General features: G+C 38.2%; 10 protein-coding genes. 5 read left to right on the top strand and 5 right to left on the bottom strand.

What is annotated here, in order from left to right:
- Positions 1-6: 6 nt before the first annotated feature.
- The gene (locus CDW55_RS07740; RefSeq protein WP_088469179.1) at positions 7-1,200 is read right to left on the bottom strand and encodes an MFS transporter; all 1,194 of its coding nucleotides are present in this window, start codon (positions 1,198-1,200) and stop codon (positions 7-9) included.
- Positions 1,201-1,402: 202 nt separating this feature from the next.
- Here CDW55_RS07740 and CDW55_RS07735 point away from each other — a divergent pair, with 202 nt between their 5' ends.
- Genes CDW55_RS07735 through CDW55_RS07715 form a run of 5 tightly spaced genes read left to right on the top strand, consistent with a single transcriptional unit; the run spans position 1,403 to position 10,496 of the window.
- A complete protein-coding gene (locus CDW55_RS07735; RefSeq protein ID WP_088469178.1) occupies positions 1,403-4,165 on the top strand; it encodes a SusC/RagA family TonB-linked outer membrane protein in 2,763 nt (920 codons plus the stop codon).
- A 17-nt stretch (positions 4,166-4,182) separates the two neighbouring features.
- Positions 4,183-5,634, top strand: a complete 1,452-nt coding sequence (locus tag CDW55_RS07730; protein ID WP_088469177.1) for a RagB/SusD family nutrient uptake outer membrane protein — start codon at positions 4,183-4,185, stop codon at positions 5,632-5,634.
- Complete coding sequence (locus tag CDW55_RS07725; RefSeq protein WP_228399624.1) at positions 5,634-7,079, top strand: glycoside hydrolase family 30 protein; 1,446 nt, start codon at positions 5,634-5,636, stop codon at positions 7,077-7,079. Before CDW55_RS07730 ends, CDW55_RS07725 begins: the two co-directional genes overlap by 1 nt.
- 12 nt (positions 7,080-7,091) lie before the next feature.
- Positions 7,092-9,020: a sialate O-acetylesterase gene (locus CDW55_RS07720; RefSeq protein ID WP_088469176.1), complete on the top strand. Its 1,929-nt coding sequence runs from the start codon at positions 7,092-7,094 to the stop codon at positions 9,018-9,020.
- 36 nt (positions 9,021-9,056) lie between these two features.
- Positions 9,057-10,496: a glycoside hydrolase family 30 protein gene (locus CDW55_RS07715; RefSeq protein ID WP_088469546.1), complete on the top strand. Its 1,440-nt coding sequence runs from the start codon at positions 9,057-9,059 to the stop codon at positions 10,494-10,496.
- A gap of 75 nt (positions 10,497-10,571) precedes the next feature.
- Here the strand turns inward: CDW55_RS07715 and CDW55_RS07710 are convergent, their stop codons facing one another.
- From CDW55_RS07710 to CDW55_RS07695, 4 genes are all read right to left on the bottom strand, one after another.
- Positions 10,572-11,084: a hypothetical protein gene (locus tag CDW55_RS07710; RefSeq protein ID WP_088469175.1), complete on the bottom strand. Its 513-nt coding sequence runs from the start codon at positions 11,082-11,084 to the stop codon at positions 10,572-10,574.
- A gap of 66 nt (positions 11,085-11,150) precedes the next feature.
- Positions 11,151-11,609 carry a hypothetical protein gene (locus CDW55_RS07705; protein ID WP_143332944.1) on the bottom strand — a complete coding sequence of 153 codons (459 nt, stop codon included), beginning with the start codon at positions 11,607-11,609 and terminating at the stop codon, positions 11,151-11,153.
- Positions 11,610-11,897: 288 nt separating this feature from the next.
- Positions 11,898-14,300 carry an alpha/beta hydrolase family protein gene (locus tag CDW55_RS07700; RefSeq protein WP_088469173.1) on the bottom strand — a complete coding sequence of 801 codons (2,403 nt, stop codon included), beginning with the start codon at positions 14,298-14,300 and terminating at the stop codon, positions 11,898-11,900.
- A 76-nt stretch (positions 14,301-14,376) separates the two neighbouring features.
- Positions 14,377-14,805 (bottom strand): DoxX family protein, encoded by a 429-nt coding sequence (locus tag CDW55_RS07695; RefSeq protein WP_088469172.1) that lies wholly within the window; start codon positions 14,803-14,805, stop codon positions 14,377-14,379.
- Between the last annotated feature and the right edge of the window lie 30 nt (positions 14,806-14,835).

Here is a 14,835-nt window from a genome sequence, read left to right as displayed (position 1 = left end):
ACAAAACTAGTAATTATTTTCTTTTTTTGAGACATAAGACCTGAAATAAATAAAACTTAATAATAATAAAACAATGACAGCCCCCGAAATAAAGAGCGCGTAATATCCACCGTACTCAAACTGAAATACATACGACATAATAACGGACCCGACAGAACTTCCCAATGACGAAAAAATTACAATAAGACTGGTAAAAAGATGTATTTCTGCCTTACGGATGTGGTTAATCGATTGAGAACTGATGACAGGATAAAGTGGTGAAAGAAACAATCCTATCAATGGGAAAATAAAGAGCGTAATCTGCAGATAACCATTTGTAACCAGCGTTTGGAATAAGAAAAGCATCAGAAGAATGGCTATGGTACAGCCAATAAAATATCTTGCCAAAGAAAAATGCTGAATAATTCTTGCAGTTACAATTCTTCCTACGTAAGAAAAAAGTGCCAGAAACGCCGAGGCCTGCAGGGCAAAAAAAGAATTTACATTCAGATGTTTTTTGTAGAAAGAGGGGAGCCAGGAATTAAAATTCTGCTCAATAAAAACAATAGAAAAAATAATAAGAAAGAAGAGAAAATATTTGCGGTTGAAGAATCCTGTAATTTCACTAAAATAAAATATCTGTGAATGTTCAGCATCCGGTAAGACTTCTGTCTTCATCAGCAGAAAAACATTGGCCAAAGCTAATAAAGAAATAATCCAGAATCCGAACTTCCAGTATTCTGAATATGTGCTGGAGATAAGCCAGCCAAAACCCATATTTACTACAAATATTCCGATCATAAACGAGGCTTCCACACTGCTCATGACTTTCGCAAGCGGAATCTCCTGTAAAATATTGTTTCTTAAAATACCGTAAACCGAAATTTTAGCCACCGAAAAGCAGATTCCCATAATTGCGAACCAGAGTTTAAAAAACCAAAAACCTCCTACAAACGGCAGTAAGATACAACAAATGGCTACAATTAAAAGTGAAAAAATTAAAGAAGTTTTGCTGCCGAAACGGTTGATAAAAGTTGCGGCGAACAGTGAGAAGATCGCTATTGGTAAATCCTTAAAAGCCTCGAGAAATCCCAGATTAGTATAAGAAATATTCGTTGCTGAGAGTTGCAGAATAATCACTCCCATACAGTTGAGAACCATCGAGAAGACTAGAAAACTGATTTTAAGAGGAAGTGCAATCCTGGAGTAATTCTGAATCATATTTAAAAAAAACAGATTTTTTATTGCTGAGTTAATATTTCGGGAAGAAAAATTAGCTTCCTGAAACTAATTTTTAACAAAAATTAAGTATTTAAAGCCTCAAAAATAGGAGAAAAATTGAAATAAATTAAAAAAATAATTATTGTATTAAAAAAAAGTATACATTTATTGTCTCAAATTGAGATAACAAAAACTATATAAAATGAATTTAAATTATTCTAAAAGTCTCGGGTTAATCGCCGTTCTTTATTTCACTGTTGGAGTTAACGCCCAGGTTACAGATTCTTTGAAAGAAAAGAAGATTGAAGAAGTAGTGGTGATTGGCTATGGATCTGTGAAAAAGAAAAACGCAACCAGTGCTATTGAGAACATTAAAGCTGATGTTTTTGAGAATCGCCCGATTTACGATGTTGGCCAGGCCTTACAGGGAAATGCTGCCGGTGTAAATGTAATTCAGAACTCCGGTAAACCCGGCCAGTCTTTGAATGTAAAAATTCGTGGTAACAACTCCATTTCCTCTGGTGTAAATCCGCTTTACGTGGTTGATGGAATACAAACCAACGACATTAGTGGTATTAACCCGGATGATATTGTGGATTTAACGATTCTTAAAGATGCTACATCTGCCGCTATTTATGGAATCAACGGTTCTTCCGGAGTTGTTATTATTACTACAAAAAGAGCAAAAAACGACAAGCCTCAACTTAATTTCAACGCGTATTGGGGTGTTTCAAAGGCTGCTAATAACGTAGATGTACTGAATCCGGAACAGTATAGAGCTTTGATGAACGAAATTAATCCTGCGTATGTGGCTACAATAGACAATCCAAGATATGCAGGAATTAATACCGACTGGAGAAGCGAAGTTTTCCGAACAGGTTTTGACCAGAATTATAACGTCAATTATTCATTTGGTGATGAAAATTTGAGAACGTATACCGCTTTAGGCTATCAGGGAATTGATGGGATTGTAGATCCTTCCAGATTCGACAGGGTTTCTGCCAAAATTAATTTAGATTCTAAAATAGCCAGTTGGCTGAAAGTACACGCCAGCTTAAATTACATCAATACAAAACTCAAAAACACAAACGATAACGCTGCAGGAGCAAGAGCTGGGGTTATTTTAAGTACTTTAACTACACCCACCTTTATGCCTGCCTACGCTAATCAGTTGAAAGTAAGAGAAACAGATGCCGACGGAAATTATATCGATGGATACAAGGACGGGCAGTTTGCCATGAATCCGTTTACAGCAGGTTGGGAAAATCCCGTAGCTTTTCAGTACAGAGGGTTGGATAATACAAATACTCACAGGTTTTTATCGAATCTGGGACTTGATGTGAATATTTTAAAGAATCTTGTATGGAAACCCAGCGTTTCTCTTGATGTGATCGACAGTGTAAACGACAGGTTTATTGATCCTTTCAGATCTGTTTACGGCCGCCAGGAAAGAGGTACGGGAAGCCAAACCTTTAATCTTTTCCAAGACTTTAATTTTGAAAACACGTTGAATTACACTATTAAGTCTGATGCTCACGACTTAAATTTATTGGGAGGTTTTCAGTTGCATGAACGAAATGTACAAGGGCAATATTATTGGGGTAACCGCTTCCCACAGGATTTAAGAGAATTTATTTACGAACTTTCCGAAAATCCAAATGAAATCTTCAGAAAAGAAATTTTAAGAGAACTTTCATATTTCGGAAGAGCCTTGTATACGCTGAATGGCAAATATACAGTAATGGGCGTATTCCGCTACAACGGCAGTTCTGCTCTTGCCGATAATAAGAAATGGGGATTCTTCCCTGGAGTTTCTGCTTCCTGGAATGTTGCTAACGAAGATTTCCTTGCAGACAGTAAAGTAATTTCTGAATTAAAAATTAGAGGAGGCTGGGGTAAAACAGGTAACGCCTCAGGAATACCTCCTTATGCGCATTACAACCTTGAAAGACTGAACCAAGCTGGCGAAAATGGTACCTGGTCTACTTACCAGTGGAGTAGTGATATCGGTTGGGAAGTAACGACAGATACCAATTTCGGTCTCGATTTAGGTTTTGTAAATAACCGCATCAGATTAACTGCTGATATTTATAAAAGAACTACAGATGATCTCATTATGCCGATTAAAATGGGACAAATCGGCAATATTCTGAGAAATGTAGGTTCAATGGAAAATAAAGGTCTGGAGCTTACCTTAAATACCATCAACATTAAGCGGGACGATTTTACCTGGAATACGAATTTTAATATTTCATTTAACAAAAGTAATATCAACAGCTTAGCTTATATGCCGAATATCGACAGGATTGGTATTGAGGGAATGGGTGATTTGGTTCGTTTTTCTGCAGGCCAGCCCATAGGCTCTTTCTTTGGCTATCAAATGGAAGGGGTAAATCCTCAAACGGGAGATATTGTATACAAAGATCTTGATGGAAACGGTGAATTTAATACCGCCGACAGAACTTTTATCGGTGATCCGAACCCGGATTTTACTTTCGGTTTTACAAATAATTTCACCTACAAAAACTGGTACATGGACGTGCAGATTACCGGTTCTCAAGGAAACGATATCTACAATGCATCAAGGTTTGAGCTAGAATTAATGAATGATTTCAAAAACCAGTCTACAGTTGTTTTAAACAGATGGACAACGCCAGGGCAGATTACAAATGTTCCAAGAGCAAATTCCTCTTCAGCTATGGTAATTTCAGACCGCTTTATCGAAGACGGATCGTTTATTAAACTGAAAGCGGCCACACTGGGGTACAACTTCAATAATCCTTTTAAAGGTCTTAATAAACTAAATGTATATGTTACCGGACAAAATCTGGTTACATGGACCGATTATTCAGGTTTCGATCCGGAAGTGAATGCATTTGCTACAACAAACGGTGTTCTGGGAATCGATTACGGAACCTATCCGCAAGTAAGAACAGTAATTTTAGGACTTAAAGCTAATTTTTAATTATTAATATTTACACAATGAAACTTAATAACACCATATTTTATCTATTATTAGGAACCTGTCTTGCCTTCGGAACTACTTCCTGCTCAGATTATCTGGATACCGAACCGATAACAGACCGTGCTATAGAATTAAGTGATACGCCTTACAAAACAGCAGCTGAAGCAGAGGATTTAATGAAAACGCTTTATAACGGCTTAGGCAGCGAATACTGGCAGCTGGATTATTTTTTCAATGGTGATGCCCAGTCAGATGTTGCTTATGTAGGTGGAGACAATCCGCAGAATATTCAGCAGGCAGAATACCGTATTATGGCCACGAACAACAATGTAAATCGCGACTGGAATTATCTGTATGGTCTGATCAACGATTGTAACAAGATCCTGAATTATGTAGATAATGTACCAGATCCCGCACTTACTGCCTCCCGAAAAGCACAAATGAAAGCCGAAGCAGCAACGATGAGAGCACTTTATTACTTCCACGCAGTTCAGCTTTGGGGTGATATTCCGTTAGTTACTAAAGCGGTCATAGGCGTTACTTCCGAAACTTTCGATGAAGTTTATGCGCAGGTTTATCCGGCAAGAAAACCGGTGAGCGATGTATATGCGCTTATTCTGTCGGATCTGGAAGGAGCACTGCCAGCTTTGCCAGGTAACGCAGACAAATTTAAAGTGACTAAGGGTGCTGCTCTGGCTTTATTGGCACAGGTACACGCCACAAAACCAGTTCCTGATTACGCAAAAGTCGTCGAGTACACAGATCAACTGATGGGTCAGGGCTACAGCCTTTTACCGAATTATGATCATTTATTCGACGGTAATCATACTGCTAATGCCGAATCTATTTTCGAAATCAACGGAAATGGCGGCAGCATCTGGTGGTGGGGTGTATTTATGTTCACCGGTGACGACTGGAAAAAATTCAACACTCCATCCAATGACCTGGTAAAAGCCTTTAATGATGAGGGAGATACTGTGAGAAAAACTTCTTCGGTAAAGTTTCAGGCAGTAGGCTGGGCCGACAGTTACTGGCCGAGCAGCAATTATCCGTTTGCGTGGAAACAGAGAGATACCACCGGAAACCAGAATATTTACATCCTAAGATATGCGGATCTGTTGTTACTGAGAGCAGAAGCAAAAGTAAGATTGGGTGATTACACCGGAGCTGCAGCATTGGTAAACCAGGTAAGAAACAGAGCTGGACTAGGAAATATCAACATTTCAGGTCTTGAAGACGGCATCAATAAAATCTTACACGAACGTAAACTGGAGCTTGCTTTCGAAGGTCAGCGTTGGTTTGATCTTAAAAGAACCGGCAAAGCTCTGGAAATTCTGAAAAACCGTAAAGACGGGAACGGAAACATCTTAAGTTTCGCAGGAAATTTAACCCAGCAGCGTTTACTCTGGCCAATTCCACAGTCCCAGATTGATAATAATCCTAACCTTACCCAAAATCCAGGATATTAATGATGAAGATTATACAATCAAATCGTTCTTTTCTAAAAAGTGCTGCACTTAGCGGTGTGGCACTTTTTTCATTGCTTTCCTGTGGGAATAGAGTGTTGACAGAAACCGAAAATTCAGGAGCAAAAAATATTGAATATTGGCTTACAAAAGGTGATGGTTCGGTAAAACTTCAGCAGCAGAATTCCCTTCAGTTTTCTACAGATACCAACAATTTTCCAATTATTGAAATTGATGATACACAAAAATTTCAAACCGTTGATGGCTTTGGATACACCCTTACAGGTGGCAGCGTTCAGGTCATTAACACACTTTCAGTCGACAAAAGAAAAGCACTTTTAAATGAAATCTTTGGCAATTCCGGCAATTCGATTTCAGTGAGTTACTTGCGGTTAAGCATCGGTGCCTCAGATTTGGATGCCGAAGTCTTTTCTTATAACGATTTACCGGCTGGGCAAACAGATTTAAATCTGGAGAAATTTTCTCTGGCAAGAGACAAAGATTTAATTGCAATGCTGAAAGAAATTATCGCCATCAATCCCAAGATTAAAATTATTGCAGCGCCCTGGTCGCCGCCAGTTTGGATGAAAGACAACGGAAGCTCAATTGGCGGAAGTTTAAAACCTGAATATTACGGAGTTTACGCTAAATATTTCGTGAAATATATTCAGGGAATGAAAAAAGAGGGAATAACAATTGACGCAATTACACCTCAAAACGAACCTTTGCATCCCGGTAATAATCCAAGTCTTCTAATGACTTCCGAAATGCAGAAAGATTTCATTAAAAATCATTTGGGCCCGGAGTTTAAAAAAGCAGGAGTTACCACGAAAATCGTTGTGTATGATCACAATTGCAATAAGCCAGAATATGCCATCAATATTTTAAATGATTCTGAAGCACGTAAATATATAGACGGATCTGCCTTTCACCTTTACGAAGGCGATATTTCAGCTTTAAGTACGGTTCATAATGCACATCCCGACAAAAATCTTTATTTCACCGAACAGTGGACGGGTTCTAAAGGTAATTTCAAAGATGATTTAAACTGGCACACAAAAAACGTAATCATCGGCTCCATGCGGAACTGGAGTAAAATCGCCTTGGAGTGGAATCTAGCAAACGATGCCGCGTTCCAGCCACACACACCGGGCGGATGTACCGAATGTAAAGGAGCAATTACAGTTAATTCTTCCCAGGATTTCACCAGAAATGTCGCGTATTATATTATCGGACATGCTTCGAAATTTGTACCTCAGAATTCGGTTAGAATTGCTTCAACACAAACGGAGAACATTGCTACAGCAGCATTTGTAACACCTTCGGGTAAAACCGTGCTCATCGTTCAGAATGAGAGCGATAACGCTGAAAACTTTAATCTGAAATATAAAGGAAACTCTGCCGCAGTTACAATTCCGGGAAAATCTGCAGCAACGTATATTTTTTAGAAATCCTGATTTATGAAACAGAAAATCATCATTTTATTACTTTTTTTTGCTGTAAAATTATTTACGGCAACTGTTTCTGTACCTCATTTTTTCTCACACAATCTGGTTTTGCAGCGGGATGCGAAAATTCCGGTGTGGGGATTTGCTGAGCCCAATGAGAAAGTTACGGTTACGTTTAAAAATCAGCTAAAAACGGCTGTTACTGATGCTTCCGGAAACTGGAAAGTAATTTTAAATGAAGAAAAATTTGGTGGCCCGTTTGAAATGAAAATTTCAGGCAGTAACGAAATTGTTTTAAAAAATATATTAATCGGCGATGTTTGGCTCTGCAGCGGCCAAAGCAATATGGAGTGGAATCTTGCCAGAGTTGATGGTTTTCAGGATGAATTAATTCAACAGAATTTTCCTCTCATCAGACATCTGAAAGTTGAAAGAGCCATTAACACATTACCTCAGAAAAATATTGCGCCAACGGAGTGGAAAATTGCCAACGCTTCAACGATAGGAGATTTCTCGGGTGTTGCTTATTTTTTCGCAAAGAATATGTACCGGGAAACTAAAATTCCGATAGGATTGATTAATTCTTCCTGGGGCGGTACTAATGTGGAAACCTGGATTCCGAGAAATGGGTTTGAAAATTCGGTGGATTTTCGGGACATGATTTCAAAAATGCCGAAAATTTCTCTGGATTCTTTAACAAAATTTTCTACAGCTTCGAAAATAGCAGGTCTTCAAAAAAAGCATCAGATAAATACTTTGGATTTCAATGAAACATTTTATCTGAAGAATGATTTTGATGATACCAAACTCCCTGAAATTTACCAGCCAAAAAGATGGGAAGACCAAGGTTTTGAAGGATTAGACGGAATTGTTTGGCTCAGAAAAAAAGTGATTTTAACTCAGGAAGATCTTGCCGGAAATGCGACACTGTTCCTTTCTCAGATCGATGACGAAGACGTTACGTATTTCAATGGAAAACAAATAGGAACCAATAATTCCTACGATGCAGAAAGGGTTTACACTGTTCCACAAAATCTGCTGAAAGTGGGTGAAAATATAATTGTTGCAAAAATTACGGACAACGGTAGCGGCGGCGGAATTTGGGGCGAACCTGAGAAATTAAAACTCGTCACTTCAAAATCCTCAATTTCACTCACCGGAAACTGGAAAATTACAGTCGAAAAAATCTTCAATAAAATCAACGAAAATGAATTTCCGTCGTTGGCTTACAATGCCATGATTGCACCGCTAATTCCCTTTCAGCTCAAAGGAATCCTTTGGTATCAGGGCGAATCCAATGCCGACAGAGCCGCAGAATACAATAAAAGTTTTCCTTTACTCATCAACAGTTGGAGAGAAAAATTCGGAAAACAGCTGCCATTTTATTATGTTCAGCTTGCAACTTTTGAAACGCCTGGTAACAGTAACGAAGGAAGCGCCTGGGCCGAAATGCGCGAAGCCCAGACCAATACTCTGAAATTACAAAATACAGGCATGGTTGTAACTACAGACATCGGAAATCCAAAGGATATTCACCCCGGAAATAAAAAATCAGTAGGTGAAAGACTGGCAAATCTTGCCTTAAATAATGGCCAGGTAAGTCCGGTTTTTAAAGATTTCAAAGTCCAGAAAAATAAAATTTCGGTCGGTTTTAAACCGTCTGTAAACCTTAAAACATCAGATAATTCTGCAGAAGTCAAAGGTTTCGAAATTGCAGGAAACGATAGAATTTTTTATCCGGCTACAGCAAAAATTTTTAAAAATAGAGTAGTGGTAATTAGTGATAAGGTAAAAAATCCAGTAGCAGTAAGGTTTGGGTGGAAGGGTGATGCTTCTGAAAACAATCTTGTTACAGAAAATAATCTTCCGGTTTCACCTTTCAGAACTGATAATTTTCCTTTGTCGACAGAAAAAGTAAGATATCGGGTTAATCTTGATTAACCGAAAAACATTTAGTAAGTATAAAAAATAATGAAAATGAGAAAAACGTTGATTTCATGTTTCCTGTTGGGAACTTTCATAAATGCCTTCAGCCAGAATTACTGGAAAAACAATACCAAAAAAACGGCAAAACTCATCGTTACCAATGCAGCAACCAAAGAAAAACTGCAGGATAAAGGTTATGTAAAATTCGAAAAATTTGCTCAGCCAAAAGAAACCGATGCGTGTATTTTTGTAGATCCCGATTTCAAATATCAGAAATTAATCGGTATCGGTGGCGCCATTACAGATGCTTCTGCAGAAACACTTTACAAAATGCCAAAAGCAAAACAGAAAGAAATTCTGGAAGCGTATTATGGTAAAAATGGTTTGGGATACACCGTGGTACGAACCAACATGAATTCGTGCGACTTTTCTAGTGCATCTTACGATTATGTGAAAGAAGGCGACGTTTCGTTAAAATCTTTTTCTGTGGCACGAGACGAAAAGTATAAAATCCCGATGATTAAAGAGGCTCAGAAACTTATTGGTAACCAGTTTACCTTTTATTTTTCACCCTGGAGTCCGCCAGCCTGGATGAAATCAAACAACAGCATGCTGAAAGGCGGCCGTCTGAAAGATGAATATTACCAGCCTTGGGCCGAATATTACATCAAGTTCATTAAAGAATATGAAAAACGCGGAATGCCGGTTTGGGGATTAAGCATCCAAAACGAACCAATGGCGACCCAGACCTGGGAAAGCTGCATTTACACTGCTGAAGAAGAAGGAGATTTTCTAAGAAAAAATCTTGGACCGACTTTATGGAAGAATGGCTATAAGGACAAACAGGTAATTATATGGGATCACAACCGCGATTTAATCTATCAGCGCGCAACCACCACTTTGCAGGATCCGGAAACTGCAAAATATGCCCACGGAATTGGGTACCACTGGTACGAAACCTGGAACAACAAAACCCAGCTTTTTGATAATTTGGAAGAAACCCAGAAGGCCTTTCCTAATATGTTTCTGGCATTTACCGAAGGCTGTAAAGAACAGTTTAAAATGGATCAGATTTATGATGTTTCGCTGGGTGAACTTTACGGCCGCAATATGCTTAATGATTTCAACAAAGGAACTGCACTTTGGACAGACTGGAATGTCCTTCTCGACGAGACCGGCGGCCCAAACCATGTGGGGAACTTCTGTTTTGCACCCATAATTGCCGATACAAGAACCGGCGAAGTGCATTATACCTACGAATACTATTATATCGGTCATGTTTCGAAATATATTAAGCCGGGATCGCAGAGAATTGGTAATTCATCGAACAGAGCAGCCTTAATTTCGACCGCTTTCATGAACGAGAACGGTGAACTGGTAACCGTTATCATGAATGAGTCTGATCAGGACATCGAAACTTATTTATGGATTGAAGGGCAGGCTGCTAAATTATCAGCGCCAGCACATTCAATTCAGACTATTGTACTATAATCAGTTTTATTTTTTCAAAGAAAAGAGCAACCATTTCCGGTCGCTCTTTTTTGTTTTTCTTAAAATTAAATGGACTTATTTTGATTTAAAATTTTTCTCAAAGTCTGTGCAATCAACAGATTTCAGCGTGTGTCCCTCATATTTTAGTTGGGCGGGATTTGCATAGAAATCTCTGTTTCCTTCGGTTTTATGCTCACCAATTCCTTCAATTAAATTTCCGTCTTTTCTAAGGAAATAGATTTCACGGTCGGAAGTGGTACCTTCTGCCTGAAATGTATAACTTAATTTAAGTGTATCTCCGTTTTGGGTTCCCATCACATCACCGATAGAGCTGTCTTTTTCGAAATTTTTATAACGCATTTTTCCCGTTATCGTACCGAGATTGTCATCTAAAGAGACAAAAAGCGTGTCTTTTCCAGCTACTTCCATATAACAGGTCTGTAGGGTAGAAGATTCAAGAGGTTCGTTGCTTTCAGGAACAACAACAGTAGAATCTGCCGTAGCTTCAGTAATAACTGTTTCATTAGATTTTTTCTCACAACTTACTGCTGAAAGAACGATAAATGCTAATAAAAAGAAGTTTTTCATAAAGTTTATTTTTTTGTGGGGAAATAAATTTAAAATTGAGCCTTATGTATATTATGTTAAGTCGGATCAGAAATTACATTCAGTTTTGCTAAAAACAAAACTCTTGTTAAAATCGATTTTTGTAGGATCTGAAAAAACTGTAGTGGAATCATTGATTTTTTCAACTTCACCAACGCCTTCATAGAGCTTACCGGATTTGTTCAGAAGATAAATTTCGTTGAAACTGATATTTCCGCCGGTTACAGTTCTGGACAATAATTTCAGTGTATCTCCGGATTTGGTTCCTGTGAAAGTTCCTGATGACGAATTGCTGGCCTGCGGATTATTGTACAGTAAACTTCCCGTTATATTTCCGGAAGAATAAATTATAGAAAGTTTTACGGAATCCTGACCGTGTACAGCTTCATAACACGTTTCTATATTTTCTGATGCCAGAGAATCGGCTGCAAGATTTTTTTTATCAGAATTTTGATTACAGCTGAATAAGGAAAAACCAATTGCGGGTATTAAAAGAAAGTATTTCATACTGATGATATTTACGGTTACAGAATTGATCAAATATACGGTTACAGAAAAGTAACAATAACGGTCAAAAACGCAGTAAAGATAGTGATAATTTATTTTTTTATTAAAATAGGTAAGATCATAAAAAATTCCTATAATTTATATTATGTTAAATTATATTATTTTCAGATAAAGGAGTTTTATGTTTTTCTATTAAAATATATGTTTCTATTCACTCTCATAATAATGCGGTAAACTAAACCACAGAGATTAAAAAAAGTCCTCCGAATTACGGAAGACTTTTCATTATTATTTTTTCAGACATTTCTCAAGGAACTGATCCTGCTCCCATAAGACATGCAGAATACTTTCTTTGGCTGCATACCCATGAGATTCTTTTGGCAAAAGTACCATTCTTACCGGTGCACCAAGATTTTTCAGTGCTTGGAAATACCTTTCCGTTTGCAAAGTAAATGTTCCCGGATTATTATCAGCTTCACCGTGAATCAGCAACATTGGCGTTTTCATCTTGTCAGCATTCATAAATGGCGACATGGTGTTGTAAACTTCCGGTACATCCCAATAATTTCTTTGCTCAGACTGGAATCCAAACGGCGTAAGTGTTCTGTTATAAGCCCCGCTTCTCGCGATTCCGCAGGCATAATCTTTCGAATGTGTCAACAGGTTTGCAGTCATAAATGCGCCGTAAGAATGTCCGCCAACTGCAACTTTGGATCTGTCGATATAGCCTAATTTATCTACGGCATCAATGGCTGCCTTACCGTTGGCAACCAACTGAGGTAAAAATGTATCATTAGGTTCTGCTTTTCCTTCGCCGATGATCGGGAAAGCAGCATCATCCAGAACTGCGTAGCCTTTGTTCACCCAATAAATGAACGAGCCGTAACTTGGGAAAGTAAAATCGTTAGGATTTTGGGTGTTTTGTCCTGCCGTATTTTTGTCTTTGTATTCTGTAGGATAAGCCCAAATTAGCAGAGGTAATTTTTCTTTCGGGTTTTTTCTGTCGAAGTTTGCCGGCAGATAAAGCGTTCCGGTAAGTTCTACTCCATCATTTCTTTTGTATTTGATAACTTCTTTGTATACATTTTTAATGCTTTCAAAAGGATTTGCGAAATGAGTTACCGCAGTTCCCTTTCCGTTTTTAATATTTCTGATAGAATAATTCGGATATTGGTTGGATGACTGTTCTACCACAAGAACATTTCCGGATTTCGCATCTAAAATATCGATGATATTTTCTTTGGAATTCTTCAGTTTCGAGGTGTAAATTCTCTTTTTCGATGAAGAACTCATATCTACTTCATCAATAAAAGGAAACTGGCCGTCTTTTGTAAATCCTTCGCCTACAAGATACGCTTTGTTGTTTTTGGTATCAATAACCGTTCTTCCGTATTGGTTTTTTGTCGTATTAAAGTTACCCGGATCACTGTAAACATCCTGATAATTGCGGTCGTCAATGATTTTTGAACTGTTATTCTTTAAATTGATGAGATAAGATTTGGTATTTCTCGTATCATACCAACTGTCGGAAATAATGGCGAAATCTCCATTTGACCAATCGATACCGCTGAAACGCTGTTTGGTTTTAAAAAAAGATTTCGGTGTATTGTTGAAAGGTGCTTCCCAAAGGAAAATCTCGTCGCGGTAATCTACATTTTTAGACTGGTCGCCTCCATCTAATGCCTCTGCATATACTAAAGTTGCAGGCTGATCGTCTCTCCAGCTCATATTTCTTTTTCCGGTTCTTACCGAAGAAAATCCTTTAGGCATAATTTCAGTGAGTGGAATTTCATTTACAGTTTTCACTGAATTTCCGTCTTTGTCGAAAACTGTAGAAGTCATAGGGAAACGGCTCAGCGGAACGATATACGAATAAGGTCGCTGGATGGTCGTGAGCATCAAGTAGCTTCCGTCCGGTGAAAAACTCATCCCTGAATAAATTGCTGCCGGCTTGAAAGGCTGCTGGTTCCCGTTAAGCGAAACTTTTACAAGTTCTGCTTTGGCTAAAGTTTCGAAATTGGCTTCATCCTGTGGGTTTTTAAGCAAATCCTGATAGGTTCTGTTTTGGGATACTTTTCCGTCAGCGTTTGAAACCGTAGGTCCGGCCGGAAGCATTTTTTTATCATCAATCAGCGCACTTCTGCTGGCAGGAATCTGCTTTACCAAAAGTGTTTCCGAATCTTTCATCCAAACATACGGAGTGCCTAAATTGGCATTTAGTTGATCGCCTGTAAGTTTTTTTGCGGTAGCTGTGGCCAGATCAAGTATCCAAAGTTCTACTCCTTTGGCTGTGGTGTTGGTAAATGCAAGTTTCTTTTCGTCTGGTGAAAAGCTGGTGTAAGCAATTTTAGCGTTCGCTGGAAGCCCTTTAACCTGAATTTCGTTTTTGTCTTTTAACTTTCTAATTTTTAAGTTATTAACGTATGTTATCGTACTCGAGATATTGGTCACAGGATTTACCCGTAAACCTGCAAGGCGCATTTCTTCCTGATTAAGATCATCAAGAGATTTGTACGTTGGGCGGTAAGAAAAAATGAGCCATTCCTTTTTACTGTCCATCATTACACTTGGTGCCCGCTGGAAATCTGCAAGCTGAAGAATTTCAGCAGAAGGCTGCTGGTAGGTTATGCTCTCCTGCGCAAAGGTAAATCCTGCGTAGAGAAGGGCAACTAATGTTAGTTTAATTCTCATAAATATTAGATTTGGTTTTATAAAAAAATGCAGAAACTTGCGTTAATGCATTTGTAATTTTCAATGTAAGCTGATGTTACCAATTGTTTTCTTTTCTTCTGCCAATCATGTAATCGACCGAGAATTTCCCCGGACCGAAAGCAAAAAGCATGAGATAAACAGAGAGATATAGCAAACTGGTTTCTTTTTTCTGGAAAGGATCTCCGCCGTGTACAATAAGTCCGGCAACAGCCATTGTAATAATCAGAAAGAATACTGCAAACCTCGTAAAAAGGCCGAGGATGATAAAAATAGAACACACAAATTCAGCAAAAACCGCTAAGGTGAGCGATGTTTTAGCACTAAGACCCATAAAGCTGAAAAACTGAATTTCTTCACCTGACAGCAAGTCCTGCAGCTTAGGAAAACCATGCGACAGCATTGCAAAACCAACAAAAATTCTAATAACAAGAAGAACAATATCTATAATTAAAGGATTGCTTTTCGTTGAAGTAAAATAATTCATGTATCAATTTTTACCAAAAATAAGAAAATC

The sequence above is a fragment of the Chryseobacterium sp. VAUSW3 genome (assembly GCF_002205795.1).
Lineage (GTDB): Bacteria > Bacteroidota > Bacteroidia > Flavobacteriales > Weeksellaceae > Kaistella > Kaistella yananensis.
Note: the sequence above shows the minus strand (reverse complement) of the source record. Positions and strands in the feature narration are given on the sequence as shown.

Excerpts from the sequence above, each read along its gene's own strand:
- CDW55_RS07740 (WP_088469179.1), bottom strand. The coding sequence starts at position 1,200 with ATGATTCAGAATTACTCCAGGATTGCACTTCCTCTTAAAATCAGTTTT.
- CDW55_RS07735 (WP_088469178.1), top strand. The coding sequence starts at position 1,403 with ATGAATTTAAATTATTCTAAAAGTCTCGGGTTAATCGCCGTTCTTTAT.
- CDW55_RS07730 (WP_088469177.1), top strand. The coding sequence starts at position 4,183 with ATGAAACTTAATAACACCATATTTTATCTATTATTAGGAACCTGTCTT.
- CDW55_RS07725 (WP_228399624.1), top strand. The coding sequence starts at position 5,634 with ATGATGAAGATTATACAATCAAATCGTTCTTTTCTAAAAAGTGCTGCA.
- CDW55_RS07720 (WP_088469176.1), top strand. The coding sequence starts at position 7,092 with ATGAAACAGAAAATCATCATTTTATTACTTTTTTTTGCTGTAAAATTA.
- CDW55_RS07715 (WP_088469546.1), top strand. The coding sequence starts at position 9,057 with ATGAGAAAAACGTTGATTTCATGTTTCCTGTTGGGAACTTTCATAAAT.
- CDW55_RS07710 (WP_088469175.1), bottom strand. The coding sequence starts at position 11,084 with ATGAAAAACTTCTTTTTATTAGCATTTATCGTTCTTTCAGCAGTAAGT.
- CDW55_RS07705 (WP_143332944.1), bottom strand. The coding sequence starts at position 11,609 with ATGAAATACTTTCTTTTAATACCCGCAATTGGTTTTTCCTTATTCAGC.
- CDW55_RS07700 (WP_088469173.1), bottom strand. The coding sequence starts at position 14,300 with ATGAGAATTAAACTAACATTAGTTGCCCTTCTCTACGCAGGATTTACC.
- CDW55_RS07695 (WP_088469172.1), bottom strand. The coding sequence starts at position 14,805 with ATGAATTATTTTACTTCAACGAAAAGCAATCCTTTAATTATAGATATT.